Origin of the sequence: Kolteria novifilia (genome assembly GCA_007748055.1) — a bacterium.
GTDB lineage: Bacteria > Planctomycetota > Planctomycetia > Kolteriales > Kolteriaceae > Kolteria > Kolteria novifilia.
This window is the reverse complement of the sequence record CP036279.1, coordinates 5914502-5936290: the sequence shown is the minus strand read 5'-3', so window position 1 is coordinate 5936290 and position 21789 is coordinate 5914502. Positions and strand designations below refer to the sequence as shown.

15 protein-coding genes are annotated in these 21789 nt (G+C 62.9%); 11 read left to right on the top strand and 4 right to left on the bottom strand.

Annotated features, from left to right (window positions below; all coding sequences use genetic code 11):
- The first annotated feature begins 15 nt into the window (after window positions 1-15).
- From Pan216_RS21750 to Pan216_RS21730, 5 genes are all read left to right on the top strand, one after another.
- Window positions 16-948: a lactate/malate dehydrogenase family protein gene (locus Pan216_RS21750; RefSeq protein WP_145261332.1), complete on the top strand. Its 933-nt coding sequence runs from the start codon at window positions 16-18 to the stop codon at window positions 946-948.
- Between the two features lie 685 nt (window positions 949-1633).
- Window positions 1634-2917: a hypothetical protein gene (locus tag Pan216_RS21745; RefSeq protein ID WP_145261330.1), complete on the top strand. Its 1284-nt coding sequence runs from the start codon at window positions 1634-1636 to the stop codon at window positions 2915-2917.
- 259 nt (window positions 2918-3176) lie between these two features.
- Window positions 3177-4127 carry a DUF1559 family PulG-like putative transporter gene (locus Pan216_RS21740; protein ID WP_145261328.1) on the top strand — a complete coding sequence of 317 codons (951 nt, stop codon included), beginning with the start codon at window positions 3177-3179 and terminating at the stop codon, window positions 4125-4127.
- Window positions 4128-4220: 93 nt separating this feature from the next.
- A complete protein-coding gene (locus Pan216_RS21735) occupies window positions 4221-5174 on the top strand; it encodes a DUF1559 domain-containing protein (protein ID WP_419192831.1) in 954 nt (317 codons plus the stop codon).
- Window positions 5175-5254: 80 nt separating this feature from the next.
- The gene (locus Pan216_RS21730) at window positions 5255-5683 is read left to right on the top strand and encodes a DUF4198 domain-containing protein (RefSeq protein ID WP_145261324.1); all 429 of its coding nucleotides are present in this window, start codon (window positions 5255-5257) and stop codon (window positions 5681-5683) included.
- A gap of 485 nt (window positions 5684-6168) precedes the next feature.
- Here Pan216_RS21730 and Pan216_RS21725 read toward each other — a convergent pair whose 3' ends face one another.
- Complete coding sequence (locus Pan216_RS21725) at window positions 6169-7296, bottom strand: serine hydrolase domain-containing protein (protein WP_145261322.1); 1128 nt, start codon at window positions 7294-7296, stop codon at window positions 6169-6171.
- A 235-nt stretch (window positions 7297-7531) separates the two neighbouring features.
- Between Pan216_RS21725 and Pan216_RS21720 the strand changes: the two genes are divergently transcribed.
- From Pan216_RS21720 to Pan216_RS28565, 4 genes are all read left to right on the top strand, one after another.
- The gene (locus Pan216_RS21720; protein WP_419192830.1) at window positions 7532-8461 is read left to right on the top strand and encodes an AAA family ATPase; all 930 of its coding nucleotides are present in this window, start codon (window positions 7532-7534) and stop codon (window positions 8459-8461) included.
- A gap of 4 nt (window positions 8462-8465) precedes the next feature.
- Entirely contained in the window at window positions 8466-9641 is a 1176-nt protein-coding gene (locus Pan216_RS21715; protein ID WP_145261320.1) for a DUF58 domain-containing protein, read from the top strand.
- A 100-nt stretch (window positions 9642-9741) separates the two neighbouring features.
- Window positions 9742-11199: an amidohydrolase gene (locus tag Pan216_RS21710; protein ID WP_145261318.1), complete on the top strand. Its 1458-nt coding sequence runs from the start codon at window positions 9742-9744 to the stop codon at window positions 11197-11199.
- 361 nt (window positions 11200-11560) lie between these two features.
- A complete protein-coding gene (locus Pan216_RS28565) occupies window positions 11561-11683 on the top strand; it encodes a hypothetical protein (protein WP_419192829.1) in 123 nt (40 codons plus the stop codon).
- A gap of 13 nt (window positions 11684-11696) precedes the next feature.
- On the opposite strand, the gene feoB is transcribed toward Pan216_RS28565, so the two are convergent.
- Complete coding sequence (gene feoB / locus Pan216_RS21705) at window positions 11697-13946, bottom strand: ferrous iron transport protein B (RefSeq protein WP_145261316.1); 2250 nt, start codon at window positions 13944-13946, stop codon at window positions 11697-11699.
- 643 nt (window positions 13947-14589) lie between these two features.
- Between feoB and Pan216_RS21700 the strand changes: the two genes are divergently transcribed.
- Window positions 14590-17616, top strand: a complete 3027-nt coding sequence (locus Pan216_RS21700; protein ID WP_145261314.1) for a beta strand repeat-containing protein — start codon at window positions 14590-14592, stop codon at window positions 17614-17616.
- A gap of 114 nt (window positions 17617-17730) precedes the next feature.
- Here Pan216_RS21700 and Pan216_RS21695 read toward each other — a convergent pair whose 3' ends face one another.
- Window positions 17731-18357, bottom strand: a complete 627-nt coding sequence (locus Pan216_RS21695; protein ID WP_145261313.1) for an indolepyruvate ferredoxin oxidoreductase subunit alpha — start codon at window positions 18355-18357, stop codon at window positions 17731-17733.
- A 221-nt stretch (window positions 18358-18578) separates the two neighbouring features.
- The gene (locus Pan216_RS21690) at window positions 18579-20354 is read right to left on the bottom strand and encodes an ArnT family glycosyltransferase (RefSeq protein WP_419192828.1); all 1776 of its coding nucleotides are present in this window, start codon (window positions 20352-20354) and stop codon (window positions 18579-18581) included.
- A gap of 122 nt (window positions 20355-20476) precedes the next feature.
- Between Pan216_RS21690 and Pan216_RS21685 the strand changes: the two genes are divergently transcribed.
- Entirely contained in the window at window positions 20477-21598 is a 1122-nt protein-coding gene (locus Pan216_RS21685; RefSeq protein ID WP_419192827.1) for an aromatic ring-hydroxylating oxygenase subunit alpha, read from the top strand.
- Window positions 21599-21789: the final 191 nt, after the last annotated feature.

Sequence of the window (21789 nt, the reverse complement as noted above, 5' to 3'; positions counted from 1 at the left end):
CGGAAGACGGGAACTATGAAAGCAAGCATCATTGGCGGCGGCGGACTGGTCGGGAGCTGCACCGCATTCGCCCTGCAGGCGACGGGAATCATCCGTGACGTGGCGCTTCTGGACGCGAACGCCGACGGCGCCCGCGGCCAAGCCCTCGATTTGCAGCATGGAGCCTCGCTCGCGTACGACCAGCACTTCTACGCCGGGACGTATGCCGACGTCGCCGACAGCGACTTCATCATCATCACCGCGGGCTCGCGCCGAAAGCCCGATGAGAGCCGTCTCGACTTGATCAACCGCAACGTCGCGCTCTTTAAGACGATCATCGGCGACGTGAAGAAGGCGGGGCACAAACCGGATGCCACCGTCGTCGTGGTAAGCAACCCGGTCGACGTCCTGACCTACCTGGCGACCAAGGAGCTGTCCCTTCCCTGGCAGCGGGTCATCGGGCTCGGCACGGTGCTCGACACCACCCGCTTCCGCAGCCTGCTCGCGGCTCGGCTGAACGTCGCCCCGACGCAGGTCTCGGCGCTCATCCTCGGAGAGCATGGCGACAGCATGGTGCCGATCTGGTCGAGCGCGACGATCGCGTCGCTGCCGATGGATCGTTGGCCCGGCGTCAACGCGAGCTTTCAGAACGAGATGTTCACCAAGACGAAAGGCTCCGGGGCGGAGGTCATCAAGCTCAAGGGCGGGGCGGGATTCGCGGTCGGCGTCAGCATTCGCGATGTCGTCGAGTCGATCGCTCTTGATCGGCGGGCGGTCCTGCCGGTCTCGACGCTACAACACGGCAAGTATGGCATCCGCGACGTCTGTCTCTCGGTGCCGACGGTGGTTGGCCGAGCCGGAGCGATCGACCAGATCCAGCTCGATCTGTGGCCCAAGGAGATGATGGCGATCCAAAAGTCGGCCCAAGTCCTCCGTGGGACGATCAACGACGTTTTGCGAGCGGGATAGTCCCGCGGTGAAGCGGTTCGTCTGGCTCTAAGTGTCAGGGGGTCCTGACCTCTCCTTGGGGAGAAGTCGGCGAACGCAGTGAGCCGGGTGAGGGGATTTCGGTTCGGAATGTCGAGGGTGATTCGCGAAGAAAAGCCCCCTCACCCCTAACCCCTCTCCCACGGGGAGAGGGGAACAAGAGGCTCGCTCTCCCACGGGGAGAGGGGAACAAGAGGCTCGCTCTCCCACGGGGAGAGGGGAACAAGAGGCTCGCTCTCCCACGGGGAGAGGGGAACAAGAGGCTCGCTCTCCCACGGGGAGAGGGGAACAAGAGGCTCGCTCTCCCACGGGGAGAGGGGAACAAGAGGCTCGCTCACACGGGGAGAGGGGAACAAGAGGCTCGCTCCCACGGGGAGAGGGGAACAAGAGGCTCGCTCTCCCACGGGGAGAGGGGAACAAGAGGCTCACTCTCCCACGGGGAGAGGGGACACTAGAGCCAGACATCTAGGCCTAGACGGACCCGTAGGTCAGGCCATTGCCTGATAAGACACTGCTCCCCCTTGTGGACAAGGGGGAGTCAGCGTGGGGGCTTCCTCCTCCGCAGGGGCGAGACTCTCGCTGCCACGGAAGAAGAGACCCCCTGTCGTCCCCCCCCTTGGACAAGGGGGACGTAAGAAGCCACCACACGCGTTCTTAGATGGGAATCATGCAAAAGTCACTCGATCGCAAGTTGGCGGCCATCGCGGCGAATCCGCAGTGTGGCGAGTTCATCCTCGCCGATGCGAAGGACGCCGACATGGCGTTCGGCATCTCCTCCCCGGGGAAGAACGTCGGCGCGACCCGGCCGCGGAACATCGTCGAGTATCGCGACATCATCCGTCAGGTCATCCGCCAGGGTCTCGTCGACATCGTCCTGATGTCGGCGAGCAACAACGAGATCTTGACGATCGAGGAACGCCTCTTCGACCATAGCCCGGTGACCCCGGCCGCACGCGGCAACGACGCGTCCGATGTCTTCGCCGTGCGCGGTGGACGCTACGTCACCGAGCCCGCGGCCCCCTTCCGGTCCGCGTCCCTCGATCACATCATGGCCGGGCGTATCGACTGTCCCGACTCGGAACGCTCGCGCGGGTCGGATCTCGGGCTCTACAGCGTCACCTTCACCAACCACCTCGAGCGCGACCTCAAGACCCTCGAGACCTATCGCGAGTTTCGTCATGAAGCCGAGCGCAAGGGATTTCGACATTTCCTTGAGGTCTTCGATCCCAACGTCGATTGCGGGCTCTCGCCCGAGGAGATTCCCCCCTTCATCAATGATATGATCGTCCGGACGTTGGCGGGCGTGACGAAGAAGGGACGCCCGGTCTTCCTAAAGATCGTCTACCACGGTCCCGAGTCGATGGAGGAACTCGTCGCGTACGACCCGAGCCTTGTCGTCGGAATTCTCGGCGGTTCGGCGGGGACGACCTACGACGCGTTCAAGATGCTCGCCGAGGCGAAGAAGTACGGGGCCAAGGCCGCCCTCTATGGCCGGAAGATCAATGCTTCCGAACAGCCCCTCGCGTTCATTCACTTTCTCCGTCTCATCGCCGATGGGCAGATCAGCGCCGAGGAAGCGGTGCGTGGCTATCACGGCGTCCTGCAGCAACTCGGCATTCCGCCTCATCGCTCGCTTGAGGAAGACATGATGCTGCGGACCGGCGTCATGTCCTACGCGGGCAATGGAACCACCACGAGCATCCCCGGCCTCACGCCCGGCGGTCGTCCCGCCTCTCCTTCCTCTCCGTCTTCATCCCCTCGGGTCACGACGTCATCGTCCTCCACGGCGCCGAATGGAGCCTCCAACGGAGTGTCGGCCAATGGGGACTCGCCCAACTTCGGGAGCATGAACTCCGAGGAACGGCTCGCTTATCACCGTCAGCGCATCGCCCGACTGATGGGCGAGGGGAGTTCGGTCACGGTCAACGCCTTCGCTCGCACGGGCGACTGACTTCTCTCGCGCATTTCCCCATCGGGTCGACCATCGCGTTCCTCTCGTCGGCCGATCTTCGCGTCGCTGATTCGTCGAGCCCAATCCTGGCGGTTCGCCAACTCCGATCTGGACATTGGCTGCGCCTTCGTGGATCATCAGTTGGTCCGGGTGGGCGGGGCACTTCCACCCAATCATTTCGCTGAGTCTACCGACACTTCGCGTCAAGGTCGCTGTTGGGGCCCTTGTGTCGTGAGGTGAATCAACGAAGGGGAGTCCTATGCCGACGAGCCGGGGGAAGGTACGTCGTCAGGCGAGCGGATTCACGCTAGTGGAGCTTCTCGTGGTGATCGCCATCATCGGGATCCTCGTGGCGCTTTTGCTGCCGGCCGTGCAGCAGGCGCGCGAAGCGGCCCGGCGGGCTCAATGCCAGAGCAACCTCAAGCAGATGGGGACGGCTCTACACAACTACCACGATGCCCACGATGCGTTCCCGCCGGGAACGATCTATACCAGTCCGAGTTCCACGTCGAGTTATGGGGGATGGGGGATCGCGTTGCTTCCCTACCTCGATCAAGAGGCTCTCTTCAATCAGTACAACCACGACTTGAGCAACGACGACAACCAGAACGAACCGGTATTACAGCGTTCTCTATCGGTGATGCGCTGTCCCAGCGACGCGACGACGACTGGTCTCGTCGATCCTGGGGCGGACTACAACGAGGTCGCACCGAGTTCCTACAAGGGCGTCGCCGGCATCAGCAGCGGTGGGTGCGGTCCCTTTTGGGACAACCCGGTGACGGTGGACAATGGGAATTCAAGACCGGAGCTTCGCGGTCTTCTGCACGTCGTCGGGGTGGGCAACTCGACCACCGAGAGCATCCGTAGCGTCAGTGACGGGACGAGCAAGTCGTTCGCGATCGCGGAGTATCACACGACGACCAATCCCAACGTGAAGGCCTTCTGGGGAGTCAGCAAGAGGTTCTACGCTCTCGGGACGGCGATGCCACAGACCCATCTGCGTGCCCTGGCGGACAATGCCGAGTGTCGGGTCATTGACGGGAGCCATTGCCGCTGTAATCGTGCCCTGGGAAGTCTTCACCTCGGGGGCATGCACGTGCTTCTCTGTGATGGGCGAGTCGAGTTCATTAGTTCGAACATCGATTCGGCTCTCTATCTGGCGTTGGCGACGATTGCCGGAAGCGAGGGCCCGGGAATGGCGTTGCCGTAGGTCGAAAGCGACCTCGACATCCGCCGCAACGAGGGGAACGATCGCCGAGTCGCGCGAATGGAGCGAGTCGGCGCAGCCGAAAGGAATCCTAGCATGACAACGTACGTCTCGACTCGGAGTCGACGCCCGCGGGGCTTCACGCTGGTGGAACTTCTGGTCGTCATCGCGATCATCGGCATTTTGGTGGCTCTCTTGCTCCCGGCCGTGCAACAGGCCCGTGAGGCGGCCCGACGAGCACAGTGTCAGAGCAACCTCAAGCAGATGGGAGTCGCTCTGCACAACTATCACGACGCCCACAACTGCTTTCCGCCCGGCAACATCTACACGTCAACGACCTCCGCGAACAGCTACGCCGGTTGGGGAGTCGCGATGCTTCCCTACTTGGATCAAGAGGCGCTCTACAACGAGTACAACCACGACCTACTCAACTCCCACAACAGAAACGAACTCGTCTTGGCGCGATCGCTCTCGGTGATGCGCTGTCCTACTGACGCCTCCACGATCGGGCACATCGATCCCGCCCAGGGCGCGTATGACCCGATCGCTCCTGGTTCTTACAAGGGGGTCGCCGGAAGGAGCACCGGGGGATGCGGTCCGTTCTGGGACTATCCGCTTCATGTCGACAACGGATCGGCCGCCCCGAACGTTCGTGGTCTTCTTCATGTCGTAGGTGTTGGCAACTCGACGACGGAAAGTCTTCGCAGCGTCACCGACGGGACGAGTAAGACCTTCGCCGTGGCGGAGTATCACACGACGACCAACGAGCGGTCGAAGGCCTTCTGGGGGGCGAGTGTTTCTTTCCTCGGTTTGGGAACCGCGATGCCGCAGTCGCATCTGCGGGGCTATCCCGATCATGCCGAGTGCGTGGTGATCGACGGAACGCACTGCCGCTGCAACCGCGCCTTGGGAAGTTTGCACAACGGCGGCATGCACGTACTCCTTTGCGATGGTCGGGCAAGTTTCATCGGCACGAACATCGATTCGGATCTCTACATGGCGCTCGCGACCGTTGCCGGCGCGGAAGGGCCCGGGGTGGCCGTTCCGTGATCGCGGTGCCGAAGAATCTTGCACGTGGTGAACGGCTTGGAAACGTGATGGTGGTATCTGGGGTGGATCGAATGCGTGGGATGGTGACGACGGGCCTTCGCGTAACGTTGGTCCTGGGAATGATGGTGGCCACCGGCTGCGGTGGTGGCGAGGACAACACGGCGCGCGTTGCGGGAATCGTCACGCTCGACGGCCAACCCCTTCCTGACGCTCGCTTGAGTTTCGAGCCGATCGCGACGGGAAGCAACCCCCATCCAGGGCGTGGCTCCTACGGCCGGACCGACATGGAGGGCCGCTTCACGCTGAAGGTCGTCGGGGGCTCAAATGGCGCCGTGATCGGCAAGCATCGCGTGCGCATCAGCACCTACCGCTCGGAGGAGACGGAAATGGGGATGAACGTCTTGGCCGAGGAGAAGGTTCCCCCTCGCTACAACGCCGAGACTCAACTCGTCTTCGAGGTCCCCGCCGACGGCACGAGTGATGCGAACTTTGAACTCGTTTCCAAGTAGTCCCATCGCATCGCTGGCAAGTGGCGACTGGTGTGCCTACGTCAAGTTGTCAGGCATCATTTCCTACCTCTCCTTGGGGAGAGGTCGGCGAGCGAAGCGAGACGGGTGAGGGAGATACCGACTCGGAAAATCAAGAGGGGCTTGTTGAGACTAAGACGAACCCCCTCACCCTCGAAGACGAACCCCCTCACCCCTAACCCCTCTCCCACAGGGAGAGGGGAACAAGAGGCTCGCTCTCCCACGGGAAGAGGGGAACAAGAGGCTCACTCTCCCACAGGGAGAGGGGAACAAGAGGCTCGCTCTCCCACGGGGAGAGGGGAACAAGAGGCTCGCTCTCCCACGGGAAGAGGGGAACAAGAGGCTCGCTCTCCCACGGGAAGAGGGGAACAAGAGGCTCACTCTCCCACAGGGAGAGGGGAACAAGAGGCTCGCTCTCCCACGGGGAGAGGGGGATAAGAGCCTGACCTACAGAGGTAGACGGAACACTACTCAAACGCCGCGGCGATCATGTTGGAGATCGCGGTGAGCCGGCGCGGTGCGGCTTGCCGGTAGCAGCTCGTGAGCACGACCAGATAGAGTTCCGTCTCCGGATCGACCCACATCACCGTTCCCGAAGCCCCTATGTGCCCAAAGAGACTCTCTCCCAAGAGATCGCACAGTGGCCCGAAGGTCGCATTGGGCGCGTTGAGTTGCCAGCCGAGTCCCCAACGCTCCTTGCGAACGACGTCGAGCGGAAGCGTCGCCATCGGTTCGATCTGGTTAGTGGTCATCATCGCTCGGGTGCGAGGCGCGAGGATGTCGACCGACGACCGCGGTAGCATCGACCACGCCAGCCGCGCGAGGTCCGGCGGGGTCGAGTAGAGCCCTCCCCAGGGGGCGCCGAGTCGCCGCCAGAAGGCGGAGTTCATGTCCCAACTCTTGTCCTCGGGGCCCCTTCCCGTGATCAACCCCACGACGCGCTCGTCGAGCGCCGCCCCGATGCCGAGATGGGAGTCGGTCATGCCGAGGGGGGCGAAGATCCTCTCACGGAGCACCTCGGGAAGTGGTCTTCCCGCAACACGTTCGACGATTCGCCCGAGCAAGAGCGTTCCGAGGCTCTGGTAGCTGAAGCCCTTGCCTGGCTCGAACAGGAGTTCGACATCGCGGGCGCCCCGCGAGAACTGGTCGAGCGTCGCGTGGGCCTTGCGGAGTTCGATATTGTCGGGCAGATGATCGGGCAGGCCGGAGGTGTGTGTCATCAGGTGAACCAGCTCGATGCGCTCTTTGTCCACCGCCAGCTCGGGGAGAACGTCGACGATCCGGTGTCGCAGGGTGAAGAGGCCTTCCTCGAGAAGCTGGAGCGCCGCGAGAACGACGATCGGCTTGGTGATCGACGCGACCGCGAAGAGGGCGTCGGTCTTGAGCGGCTCGGCGTCGGGGGCGGGTGTTTGCCGGCCGAGGTACCAGGGCTCGAGCACGCGATCGCCACGACCGACCATCAGCGCGACGGCGGGCAGGGGAGGATCGTCCCCGGCCATCCAAGCGGCCAATCGGATCCGACAGCGATCGAGACGGCCAGCGTCGAGCCCGAGATCCTGGGGATCGTCCACACGTTCGGGAAACACCGTCGCCATCCCATCCTCCAGACGAATCGCTTGAAGTCACCGACCCAGACGCGATAGGCTACAACCTCGCCCGGCGGAATGCACGACGGCAATCGGCGATTCTTCCGCGGGGTGTCACGGCCCAGGTCCCGACGATGGGCGAGCGGTCCACTTGGACCGTTCCCGGACGGGGTCGTTTCGATCCAATCAGCAAGGTAGAGAGACGATCATCGCTAGTACAACCACCACCTCGACTCCTCAGCACGTGACCGATGCGATTGCTCGTCTGCGCGGCAACATCGAAAGCGTCTTTCTGGGCAAGCCCGACGTCGTCGATGGCGTCCTCGTGGCGCTTCTGGCTCGAGGGCATGTTCTGATCGAGGACGTTCCCGGCGTCGGCAAGACGCTGGTGACCCGCGCGCTTGCGAAGAGTCTCGACTGCGCGTTCCGCCGCGTGCAGTTCACGCCCGACTTGTTGCCGAGCGACATCATCGGGTCGACCGTGTTCGATTCGAAGTCGTCGCAGTTCGTCTTCAACGAAGGACCACTCTTCGCGCACATCGTCTTGGCCGACGAGATCAATCGCACCTCGCCGCGAACCCAGTCGGCGCTACTGGAAGCGATGAACGAGGGGCACGTGTCGATCGACGGCAAGACGCACCGCTTGCCACAACCCTTTCTCGTGCTCGCGACCCAGAACCCCTTCGAGTTCGAGGGAACCTATCCTCTTCCCGAGAGTCAGCTCGACCGTTTCCTCGTGCGGCTTTCGATCGGGTATCCCTCCCGCGAGGAAGAGGAGAAGCTTCTTCTCAGTCATCGACGCGGGGAACCGGTCGACGAACTCTCGCCGGTCATGGGCATGGACGAGCTGCGCGACGTGCAAGCCGCGGTGTCGGAAGTCACGGTCGACGAGTCGGTCACGCACTATCTTCTGGACATTGTGCACGCGACCCGCGAGCATTCCTCGCTCCGCATCGGCGTCAGTACCCGCGGGGCGCTCGCGCTGTATCGCTCTTGCCAAGCGGCCGCTCTTCTTCGTGGTCGGGCCTACGCGGTGCCCGATGATGTCAAGGAGTTGGCGGTCCGGGTCCTCGCTCATCGGGTGATGACTCGTTCCCCGATGTCGCTTCACGATGCCGAGGCGTCCTCGGAAGTGATCCAGTCGATCGTCGACCACGCGCGCCCGCCCGAGTAACGACATGTCAACGCGTCGATTCTTCCGCTGGACCACCAGACCGACCAAACAGGGGATGGTCTTTCTCTTCATCCTCGCGTGCGTCTTCGGGGCATCCTTCATCCAACGCGTCAATCTCTTGGTCCTCATCTTCAGCCTGAGCTCGGCCCTGCTGGGTGTCGGCTTGTGGGTCCAGGACCGGATGTTGCGTGGCGTGAAGTTGAGGCGAACCGCACCACGCCAGGTCGAGGCGGGCGACGGCTTCAACGTGACACTCGAAGCTTCCAAGGAGTTTGGGCCGGCAATCTGGGCCACGTGCGTAGTGGAGTCGCTTGAGCCACGAGTTCCCACCTTCGCTCCCGAGGCGCCATTGCCCGTGGTTCGGGAAGGTGACTCGGGCAAGGGGAACTACCGAGCTCGATTGCCGAAACGAGGCCGCTACCGCTTCGCGAGTCCGTGGCTGGTCACCCAGTTCCCCTTCGGTTTCTTCGAACGGCGTCGCGCTCCCGTGGCGGTCGAGGGTGATCTCGAGATCACCGTGACCCCTCGCATGGGGACGATTCTGCGACCGTTTTGGCCGATGGCGACGTCGGGAGCCGAGTCTCCGCGACTTTCGGCGGCGGTGCAGTCGCGGCAATTCGAGGAACTGGCGGGACTGCGGCCTTACCGGACCGGCGACAATCCGCGCCACATTCATTGGAGGACGACCGCTCGCCGGGGCGAGACCATCATCAAGGAGTTTCACCGCGCCGGCGGCGTCGAGGGACTCCTCGTTGTCGAAGCTTGGCGACCAGCCCGGACGAGGGACGTCGCGGATCAGACCGTCGAGAGGCTCTTGAGCTTCGCGGCGACCTTCCTGCGCGATCGTTGCCGGCAAACGTCGGCCCAGATGACGGTCCTCCTCGTTGGCGAAACGACGCGGCTTCACACGGGAATCGCTTCGCAAGGCCTGCTCGCGGTTTGCCTCGAGGATCTCGCGGTGATGCAAGCGAGTCCCGATGCCGACTGGTCCCGCTCCGCCAGGGAGACGCTCGGGCAGGCGATGTTTCAGGGCGGGACGTTGCTCGCCAGCACGCGGCCGCAACCGGAGGCGACCGCCGCACTCTCGGCGTACGTCACGCGCGGCATGGCGGGTTCCCCTCTCGTCGTCGACGTTTCCGAGGAGTCGTTTGGAGAGACGTTCACCATGGAGGCCCCGTAGGGGAGAAGGTGCGAACGACCTTCGCGTCGTCATCCCGGGCGCGCCTTCGTAGGTGTCGACGTTGATCTTGTAGCTAGAGAGATGGACTCGAGGAGGTGACATGTCATTGGGATTGCTCTTGGTCGGTCTGATCGTTGGCGCGGATCGTCCCAACGACGGGAAGGCGGAATGGACCGAGACGAAACGGGCCGCCGCCGAGTCGATCGAGGCCCGGAAGGAGGAGATCGCTTCGCAAGCGCGACGGATCTGGGAGCTTGCCGAGTTGGCGTTCCAGGAGCGCAAGTCGTCCACGCTTCTGGCCGACGCTCTGGAGTCTTCCGGGTTTGAGGTCGAGCGAGGGGTCGCCGGGATGGAGACCGCCTTCGTCGCGACGTTTGGGAAGGGGAAACCGGTCATCGCTCTGTTGGCGGAGTTCGACGCGTTGCCGGGACTCTCTCAACGAGCCGAACCCTATCGCAAGGAAGATCCCCGTCGAGATGCCGGTCATGGTTGTGGACACAATCTCTTCGGGGTCGCCAGCGTCGGTGCGGCGATCGCCGTCAAGGAAGTGATGGTGGAGAAGGGGCTTGAGGGGACCCTTCGCGTCTATGGGTGTCCGGCCGAAGAAGGAGGAGGGGGCAAGAGCTACCTCGTTCGCGAAGGGCTCTTCGACGATGTCGACGCGGCGCTGCATTGGCATCCCTCCTCGTCGAACGACGCAGGCCCGCGCACGACGCTGGCCGTCATTCGCTTTCGGGTTCGCTTCAAGGGAAAGTCGGCGCACGCCTCGGCGGCGCCCGAGCAGGGACGCAGCGCTCTCGATGCGATTGAACTGATGAGCGTCGGCGTCAATTTCCTCCGCGAGCACATCCCGTCGGATGTCCGCATCCATCACGTCATCACCGAGGGGGGCAAGCGTCCGAACGTCGTTCCCGAGAACGCCGAGGCTTGGTACTACATTCGGGCTCCGCGAATGGCGACGGCCAAGGAAGTCTTCGCGAGGGTTCGCCGGATCGCCGACGGGGCGGCACTGATGACCGACACCAAGTCGACCATCCTCAAGGTGACCGGCGCGCACGAGATCCTTCCCAACGAACCGCTGGCGCGGCTTGTCGACGGAAACTTTCGCCTGATCGGCCCGCCGCAGTTCAGCGAGGAAGAGCGATCATTTGCCCAATCGCTGCGTGAGAGCCTGGGCCTCGCCGACGATGTCGATCTTCGCGAGGGGGCTCGAGGACCCGTCAGTGACGCGATCTCCGGCTTTCGCGAGCACGGGACCAAGGGATCGACTGATGTTGGCGACGTCTCCTGGAGTGTGCCCACCGCCGGCGCCTTGGTCGCGACCGCGCCACGAGGGGTGCCGCTGCACAGTTGGGGATTCGTCGCGAGTGCGGGATCGTCGATCGGGGTCCGAGGGGCGGTGACGGCGGCAAAAGTGCTCGCCCTCTCCGCGATCGACCTTTTTGAGCAGCCAAAACTCCTGGATGCGGGGAAGGAGGACTTTCGCAGGCGGAAGGGAACCGCTCCATTCGAGCCCCTACTGGAGTCGGGACCCCCGCCGAAGAGCGTCGATCCCTGAGCGGCCGAGGGTGAGGAATCGAGGTCGATTCCTTCCCGCTCGATTGCTCGTTATTCCTTTGTTGCCAAAGAGTTGCGAGTGATCGCTCGTATATTAGGGCTTCCTGCTAAGGAGTTCGGCGGCGTCACGACGTTCGGGTTGCAATTTGCTAAAGCCTTTGTGGGATTGGGGTTATGTTGAAGGTCGCCGCTCGGAGGCTCCGGTGGCCAAGTCGAGATGGGAGAATTGCTCGGAGATGTCCTTTCGCAAGGCGTTGGTTGCGCTTGGTTTGTGAATTCCCTGGAGGACTCCGCTTGCCAGGCATCCGATCTGACCGTACCTTCACACGATCTTGATCACTAGGTTCCTCAACGAGGACAGGATGTCACCGGTTTTGGTACTGTTGTTTCTCTTCGGCAATTTGGCGTTGGCCTGCCTGGCGGGTCTCGCGGGCCGAACGAAGAATCGCCCCCCCGCGTGGCGGCGCCGTCCGCCCCTGCCGTAACCACAGCCTCGTCTCACCCGAGACGGCTGCCAACCTGATAGACGACCAGCGCGGCCACGTAGGCCAGGCCTGTCATGTACACGAACGAGAAGATCGCCCAACCCCAAGAGTTGGTTTCCCGTTTGATGACCGCCAGTGTCGCGAGACATTGAGCGCACAGCGCCCAAAAGACCATGAGACCCACGGCGACCGCGGTCGTGAAGACCGGGCGCCCATCGGGCCACGTCGCTCGCTGGAGTTCCTCGCGTAGCGTCGCACTCTCCTCGTCGACGTCGCCGCCGACGCTGTAGATCGTTCCGAGAGCCGAGATCACGACTTCCCGCGCGGGGAACGACGCGATCGCCGCCATCCCAATGCGCCAGTCCCAACCGAGTGGACGAACGGCTGGTTCGATCCAATGGCCCATGATGCCGAGAAAGCTGTGGGCTTGGAGGGTCGACGCCTCCTCGTTGTCGAGATCGGTGAGTTGCTCGTCGATCCGTTCGGCGTTGGCTTGCGGAAGCTCGCGCTGAGTCTCCAGGACCGAACGCCGTTGAGCGTACTCGTTGATCGTCTCCGAGGAGCGGGGATAGTACTGCAGCGCCCAGATGACGATCGTCGAGGCGAAGATGATCGTTCCCGCCCGCTTCATGAACGCCCAGCCACGATCGACGACGCGATCGACGACGATCCAGAGCGAGGGGACCTTGTAGCTGGGCAACTCCATGATAAAGACGGGCGTTTCGCCGCCGATGATCGTCTTCTTGAGCACCCACGCCACCAGCGGCGCGACGACCAAGCCGATCATGTACATGCAGAAGAGGACAAAGCCCTGGAGGGAGAAGAAGCCCAATAGGTCGGCTCCGGGAAAAGCGGGAACGTAGTCCTGGAGCGTGACGGCGGGAATGAACGTTCCGATCATGATGAGATAGACCGGGAGTCGGGCGCTACAACTCATCAGCGGGGCGACGAGGATCGTCGTCAAGCGGTCCCGGCGATCCTCGATGGTTCGTGCCGCCATCACGCCGGGGATCGCACACGCGAAGGAGGAGAGCATCGGAACGAACGACTTGCCGCTCAAGCCGCACTTGGCCATGAGCTTGTCCATCAGGAAGGCGGCGCGGGCCATGTAGCCGCAGTCCTCGAGGAGCGCGATGAAGGCGAATAGCAGCATGATCTGCGGCAGGAAGATGACGACACTGCCCACGCCCGCGATGATGCCGTCGATGATCAGCGACTTCAGTGGGCCCTCCGAGAGGAAGGAGCCGATGCCGTCGCTCAGGAAGACAAAGAACTCGTCGATCGGACCCATGAAGTACGCGTCGGCGATGCTGTAGATCGTGACGAAGATGATGAACATGAGGGCCAAGAAGGCGACCAGGCCCCAGACGCGGTGCATCAACACCCGGTCGATGCGATCGCTCATCGTCGTCTTGCGTTCGGTCGATCGGCGCAGCGGGCCCGCCAATCGCTCGACGATCCATTGATAGCGACTGCGAATCTCGACGGCGGGGACGGGGCAACCCGCGGCTTTGAGTCGTTCGCGCGCTTCGGTGAGAACCTTGGTCACGTCGCCCCCGGCAAGCCGGACGAGACGCTTCTCGGTCGACCCACCCGCGTCGAGGATCGCCCGCTCAAGCAGGTAGCGAGGCGTCTTCTCCCCACCACGCTGCGACAGCCATTCCTCGAGGCGATCGACTTCCTGCTGAAAGGCGTCGGCGAAGACCGGACGCTTCGTGGGGGCCGCTTGGCCGGCGGTCTCGATGATGCGCCGGCGCAGGTCGTCGAGGCCACGGCGGGCGTTGGCCTGAATCGGGACGACGGGGATGCCGAGTTCTTCGGCGAGTTGGTCGACGTCGATGTGATCGCCGTTGTGTTCGGCGACGTCGATCATGTTGAGCGCCAGGATGACGGGCGTGTCGAGTTCCAGCACCTGAGTCGTCAGGTAGAGGTTTCGCTCGAGATTCGAAGCGTCGACGATACAGACGATGACGTCGGGGGCGGCGGTATCGGGGAGGAGTCCCAGCAGGAGGTCGACCGCGAGCATCTCGTCGGGCGAGCGGGGAGAGAGGCTATAGGTCCCCGGCACATCGGTGATCATGAGCGGGTGGCCGTCGTGGTCGGCTTTTCCCGATTTGATCTCGACGGTGACGCCGGGGAAGTTGCCAACGCGGTGCCTCAAGCCGGTGAGGGCGTTGAAGAGGGTCGTTTTCCCGGTGTTGGGGTTGCCGACGAGAGTAACGGCCACGGCGGAGGTCGCCGACGGAGCAGTGGTGGAACTCATGCTCATGACTTTGTGACTGGTAGGTGGTTGTCCAAGTGCCGAGGGAGCAACAGTTTGCTCGTGAGTCTCTTGCCATGAGCGACGGTTCCAGAACGCGGTCCCGACTTCGTCGGCGCGGCGTGGGAAAGGCTGCTGGCGCAGAGGCTTGCGTGCCCCCTAGGACCACGGTCGCGATAGGAAAACTCGGTGAACGAGCAGCGGTCGCCCAAAATCTTCAACATACGTAATTGAGATTCAATGTCGAAATGCTCTCGGCGCGGAACGGCCCGGATCGGGGGAATTCGGAGCGTCTCGGGAAGGTTTTGGATGGATTCGGCCGCGTTTCGGGTCTAAATACTCGGTGCCGGCGACCCGCGAGCCACCGATTCTGAGGACGTCGACCTCGGGGAAGTCGGGGCTCTGGGGATGCCATCTCTTGCAACTGATCGCTTGGTATTCGAGAATCAGACAGGGAACCGCATGTCCAAACCCGATGAGGCGAGGCTGCGGATGGCTTCCCCCTCGCGAAAGGATCTGGTCATCGCGGATTGTTTTGGGCTCGCCTAGCACGCGCCCCATGCCAACTCGATCGCGATGATCCCATCCATGGGGTGAGTCCATAGACAGAACAACTTGACACGATGTGCAAGGGGAGAACCAAGACATGTTTTTACCCCCTCGTTCCAGCGGTTCGTTCGGACCGTTGTCGCCGATGAGGAAGTTTCTTCGTCGAGCCCACGATCGGCTCGACGCTCGTCCGCTCGCCAAGTCGCGCGAGGATGGTCCGTTCATCTTGGAGCATTCCTTCGCCTTCGAAGCTCTGAGCGATCGGATCACGCCGGCAACGTTCAACCTGGTCGGTCCGACCCTGCAATTGTCGCTCGACGTCAATGAGATTGTCACGATCTCGACCGAGGGGGTCGCCGAGCCCGACAACGGCATGGTCTTCACCCTGACCGGGACGACGTGGTCGGGAACCAACAAGACCAACGCGACCGGCGACGGCACCGACACGCTCAACGCGACCAACAACGGGGCCGCGATTCTCTCCGTCGTGATCACCGGAGCCGGCAACAACACCGTCGACTTCGGAGCCACGGCGGAGGACTCTCCGCTCAACTCCGACCTTGACATCAATCTGACGTCGGCCGCGGGACTGACGAACACGGAAGTCTTTGAGTTCGGTGTCAGCTCGACACTCGACGTCAACGCGCCGGGCGCCAACTTCACGCAATCGGGCAACGGCGCGTTCGCGTTCAGTCAGAGTCCGATTTTCGCGCTGGGTTCGGGCGGCGATCTGCTCCTGGACGCCGCGGGCAACGACTTCAACGGGCAAGTCATCGGCATCACCAGCGCCGGGGACGTGACTCTCGTCGATGCTGACGCGAACAACCTCGGCACCATGCTGGGAACGTCGGTCATCAGTGGCGATCTGTCGGTGACCAACACGGGGGCGGCGGCGGCCGCGATCACCGACGCGGGCATTGTCGCGGTTGGCGGAACGTCCGACTTCGTGGTCAGCAACACCACCGGCGGCGCGATTGCCCTCGACAACTTCTCGAACCAATTCGGCGGCGCCGTCAGCGCCACCAATAGTGGGACCGCCTCGACCGCTGGCGTGAGCATCAAGCATGCCACGTCGATGATCCTCGGGGATATCTCGGTCACGGGAACCGGGACCCAGATCGTGATCGAGGCGGAGGATAGCATCTCCCAGTTCGGCGCGATCACGGCCGCGAACAGCGCCAACGTCATCTTTGCAACCAACTCCGGATCGGACGTGCTGCTGAACAACGCCGCCAACGACATCGGGGTGGGAGACTTCGTGCTCAATTCCGACGCCGCCAACGTCACGGTGTCCGCGTCGCACGATCTCACCTTCGACGCCGGTGGCAACAGCATTACCGAGAACCTGACGCTGATCAGCGTCGGGGCCATTGACCAGGCAAGCGCCATCAGCGTCGCGGGCGAGACATTTCTCGACGCCGGAACCTCGATTGATCTCTCCGAGGCGACGAACGATTTCAACGGCGTGCAGATCACTCAGTCCTCGGTCGACGACACGGTCGAGATCGAGGATGGCAATGACCTGGTCATCTATGGGGGAACGTCGGGTGACACGACGATCTCCGCTGGCGGCGCGCTGACGCTCGGTCTCAACGGCGGTTTCACCATGACTGCGGACGGGGTGGGCGACTTCCAGGGATCGACGATCGACATTCGCGGCGCCAACGTCGACTTGGGCGACGGTAACTCGAACTTCGACGCGACCTCGAACAATCCCATCACCATCAGCTCGGTGATGGTGAACGAAACGGTCACGCCCGGACGACTCTTCTTCGGAGACACCTCCACCATCGACGCTCCCGATGGCTTCGTGGTCGACGCCGACTCGGTCCTGGGCGGCACCGGAACGCTCGATGTCGGGTTCGCCGGTCTCATCATCACCGAGGATGGCGTGCTCACCGGTGGGACCAGTCCTGGCCGTCTCGACGTGACGGGGCTGATCGACTTCGAACCGGGAGCGGTCCTGCTCCAAGAGATCGAAGGGACCGACGCCGGCGAGTTCGACCAAGTCGTCGCCACGGGGACGATCGACATTGAGGACGCGATCCTAAATATTCTTCTCGGCTCGACCTTCGACCCGGTCGGTTCGGTCGGTCAGACGATCACGATCCTCTCCTCCGGAGCGCTCATCACCGGCGAGTTCGCCAACGTCATCGGCGGCCAAGTCATCATCCAGGGCGTCGCCTTCGGGGTCACCTACAACGATCTGTCGGTCCAGTTGACGGTGCTGGCCGGAAACATCAACAACGTCGACGGGATTGGCGTCTATCGTCCCTCCTCGGCGGAGTTCGTCTTCAACACCAGTGACCCGCTCGACGCCTTCAGCTCCGGCAATTTCTTCGGGATCACCTTCGGCGACCCGGACGAGAGCGGCTTTGTCGGCGAGTTCATCGCCCCGACGGTGACCAATGTGGGGGTCCGCCGCGGCAACCAGTTCATCATCAACACCAGTCCGATCACCAACTTCAACGCCAACACCTACGTCACCGCGACGATCGGCGTCGACTCCGACCAGGTGTTGATCGGGGACTGGGACGGCGATGGTCGCGATGACATCGGCCTCTTCCGCGGGGAGACGGCAACTTACGTCACGATCAACTTGCCGACCCTGACCGCGGGACAAACGGGCGATATCACCACCCAGCTTGGCATCGTCCGAAACATCACCTTCGGCAATCCCGTCTCCGACGTGCCGAACCAGGATGTCAGTCCGACCGCCGCGCACTTCATCTCCAACGTCTCCTCCGATCAGATCGGGTTTCAGTCGAACTCGACGCTTCAGATCGCGAACGTCGACATCAGCACGCTTCCGGCGGGCAACTCGTCGATCACCGCGTTCTTCCAGCCCAGTCCGCTCTTCTTCGGAACGATCGGCGATCAGACGCTCAATGGGCAGTGGGAGGATGGAGACATCAACCAGCGCGGGATCCACCGTTCGTCGTCGGCGACCTTCTCGCTGGCGGCCGGGAGCAATCCCAATCTCGTCTTCGGCGTCGAGGGAGACGTCGGCATTCGTGGCAACTGGATCGGCGCCTCCTCGCCGCCCCCGCCCCCCGCGGCGAACCTGATCTCCGACGAGGGGCTCATCGACGCGCTCTTCGACGAGGACGACGAGAAGCTGTAGCGTTTTCGAGGTCGAGGGCGCAAGACCTCGAACCCATGCAAAAACGACAAAGGGCCGTCCCATTCGGGCGGCCCTTCTTCATTGACGGTGGTCGTGTTGACCTCGACGGACACTTCAGTCGAGGAACATGTGCTCGTAGTCGTGGTAGAGGAAGTCGACGAACTCCGAACCCTCTGCGGTCGTCTCGTAGATCTCCTGGAAGTCGTCGGTCTCGGATTTGACCAAGATCGCGAAGGGCTCGTCCTCCTCGCGGAGGCTCCAGGTCGGCTTGAGAAACGGTGCGTAGTTCTCCTCGAGGACCGACTCGGGCCGAATGTGAACCCGCCGGTTGAGGTAGAGCTGATAGCCCAGTTCCTCGAGCTTGTGCAGATCGAGTTCCTCGCCCTCACCCTTGCTCTCGCCGACGTAGTACGGCGCCAGGAGCGACTCGCGATCGCTCTTGAAGTTCGGGTTGTAGATCAGATCGATCGCGTTCCAGGGACAAATTTCCATCGTCCAGGGACCGGTACTTTCGCTCGGCACGCGGTAGCACATCTGGCAGCCGATGCAGCGGGCGGTGTCGATCTGGTGGTACGACTCGGACGGGAATCCGGGTACCTCGTAGATGCAGTCGACCGGACACATGCTCGCGCAGGAGTTGCAGGACGTGCAGGAGTTCTTGTTGATGAATGCGACGTATTGCGGTTCCTTCTTCCGAACCGGCGTCTTCTTCGTGAAGTACTCCTGAACACTGATCGTCATTGCCCCACCTTTGTTCGCTGGATCGTGACAGACCTGGAGACGAACGACCGCCGGCCCGTGGCCGCGACGATCGGACGCTCGCGATAGACCCCTCCCGCATCCCCATGATATGCGAAAGGTCGAGGGCTGCCAATCGGTCCCTCGGGATGTCGGGCGACCGCCGCGAGGACCTCAATCATTTTATCGTCAACCCGCGTTCCGGTGTTCGGGAATAGTCCATCTCATTTCAATGGGGCCCGCCTCAGTTGCCACTGGGGGGGACGATCGTCCGTTGGCGGCCGATAGAGGTAGATCGCCCGCTCGGGAAAACGCTCGCGGGTGACCCTGTCGACCTGGGCCTCGTCGGTCATCCACATCCGAACGATCGGCCCGTCGAGACGGGGGAGATTGTGGACATAGGTTGTATGGAGAGAATCTTCGGGGCGAGCCTGGACCACGACGACGATCGGCCCACGAGTCGCGAGTTGCCGTTCCGTCTCCGCTTGTTGTTGGGCCTGGTAGCGCGGATAGAGAAGTTCCGACGACGGCGAAAAGGCCTGCGGGAGCAGACTCGTAAGGTTCCCCGTGAGCGCGATCGCCCACAGACCCAGCCACCAGAGACCGATCAGCGGTCGGCCCCGCTCGAACGAGCCGGCCACGATCGGAATGGTCGCGACCGCGAGGGCCACGAGGAGAAACGGGAGCGCCTCGGCGAAGTAGCTCCATCCCAGAATGCCGGCGAACGCGAAGGGGGTGTAGGCCGCCGTGAGCCCAACAAGTGCCAGCAGCACGAGCAGCAAGCGATCATCGAAACGCCGAAGCCCCAGCAAGGCAACGAGCCCGAACGTGACGAAGGGCATCCAACCGCCGCTCCAAACCACGAGCCCTGCCCAACGTTCGAGATCGAGCTCCACCGCTCGCGCCGGCGTCAAGTTCTCTGCCCACGCGTCATACGAGGTGATCGTCTCCTCGCCCCGATGGGCTTGCCCGCGTTCGCGATTGTAGAAGCCGTAGACGTGACTGGGAGAATGACGCGCGGTGTAGAGGCCGTACGGAGTTGTCGAAAGTTCTCCCGTGGTCGCGACGTTGAACGAAAGCATCAGCAGGACGCTCACCGCGAAGGTTCCCACGAGCAGGCCGAAACGGACGCCCTCTCGCTGGCGATCGCGAACGACGCGCACGATCGCGTAGAGGGCGAAGGGGAAGCCAAGACCGACCGCGGTCATCGGGCGTGTGAGAAAAGCGAGGCCGATGAAGAGACTCGCCAACACCGGCCATCGCCACATCCTCGTTTCATAGGTTCGCAGGAACGCCCACAGGAACGCCGTCATCCACATCGTCGTCGGCCCCGTCGAGAGCAGCGAGTTGCCGAAGACGACGGTGCCCGGCGCCAACGCGACCAGGAGTCCCGCGAGGTAACCCGTTCCCGTTGTCCAGCATCGACCGGCGAGGGCGGCGAACCCGGCCGTCAGCCCCGCGACGCACCATGCGGCGAGATAGGGGAGTCCGATCGCGACAAACGGGGCCAGCCAAAGTCCGGTTCCCGGAAAGTAGCGGCTCGCTCGCACCGGAGACTCGAGCACGTGCATTTGCCGAAAGAGCTCTCCGTCCTCGAGCGGCGGCCACGCGATGCGGCCTGTGAGGAACGTCTCGGCTTGGAAGAGATAGCTGTACTCGTCGTGATAGAGCGGGGGAAGATCGACGTCGCTCGCGCCGAACCAAGCCGACACGCCGAAACCGACGGCCGCGCAGAGGAAAAAGCAGCCGACCGCACCTAGGGTACTGTTGGCTCCGGAGCCGAACGTCCTTGGTTTGCTTCTCACCAGGAGGGCGATGGGTAGAAGCAGGAGCCAAGCGAGATACTGGGGGCCGCGAAAGTGTGTCAGGGCGAGAACGGGATGCTCTCCAAGTACCTCGCCAAGTCCGCGCGTCCCGTCGATGCCGAGTGTGACCAGAAGTCCGACCGAGAGGCAGAGCCAGGGGAGCCAGCCTAGCGGGCAACTTGTCCTATTGTCCATTCGCGGTCCATTTTTCATCGGCCCTCGCATTCGCGGTCCAATTCCCCATTGCCCATCACGTCGTCTGTCGCTCAGTATACACGGCGGGCCGCCGTCGAGGCCCTTCGTCGAGGAGAGAACCGTTGACCGAATCGCTGCGCGACTTGATCGAGGCCTTCGAGCCAGACCGTCCGCTCGAGCAAGCCGAAACGATCCCCGATTGCTGGTACCGCGATCCGGCGCTCGCGTCGTTCGAGTCCGAGAAGCTCCTTCGCAACTCGTGGCAGCTCGTGGCCGCCGCCGATCAAGTCGCCCGCGCGGGCCAGTTCGTGACGGCCGACATCGACGGGGAGCCGATTCTCGTCGTTCGCGACGAGCGGGATTCGCTGCGGGCGCTCGCCAACGTCTGTCGCCATCGCGCCTCCCCGGTCGCGATCGGCGCGGGGACGACCGACCGGCTTCGCTGTCCCTACCACGGATGGACCTACGATCTTTCGGGACGTCTTCGCGGAACGCCCGAGTTCGACGGCGTCGAGGACTTCGACCGTTCGTGCCAAGGGCTCGCCCCGTGGTCGCTCGACGTCTGGCAATCGTTCGTGTTCACCCATCTCGGCTCGCCGGGAAAGCCGTTCGCGGAGCAGTTCGACCCGATCGGAACGATGACCAAACGGTTCGGGCTGGAGAAGATGCGTTGGGCGGGACGGCGAGAATACCGCCTCGAATGTAACTGGAAGGTCTTCGTCGACAACTATCTCGACGGCGGCTACCACGTCAACGCGGTGCATCCTTCGCTTGCCGGCGTGTTGGACTACTCGGGCTACCGGACGGAGATGTTCGAGTGGTGCAACGTCCAGATCAGTCCGATGCGGGCCCCCGATCCGAAGCGCGACGATGCTTCGGCCGCGGAGGTTCGTTCGGGGGACGAAGCGCAGTACTGGTGGCTTTTTCCGAACTTGATGATCAACTGTTACGACGGAGTGATGGACAGCAATCTTGTATTGCCGACCGGGCCGGAGCGTTGTGTTGTTCTCTTTGATTTCTTCTTCGCGGAAGGGACGCCGAACGATCTGATCGCCGAGAGCATCGCGGTCTCGGATCGAATTCAACATGAGGATGTCGACATCTGCGAACGGGTCCAGCGGGGTCTTTGTAGTACCGCCTTCACGACCGGACGTTACAGCGTGCGGCGCGAGTCGGGAACGTGGCATTTTCACCAGCTTCTCGCCCGAGCACTCCGCCGAGCGCTCGCCGCCGCCGATTCCTAGCAGCCCGTTGATCTATTCGCTACCGGCTCCGAACGGTCCTTTAGAGCAATCTCCGCGTCGGCGAAACGCGGCGAATCTACGGATTCGCCGGGTGTCATGCTCCACGCTTGCGTGGGGATGTTGGGAGTTGGTCGATCTCTGTTTGGAAGGAGTTCCTCCCCTCTCCCACGGGGAGAGGGGGATGCTCGCGC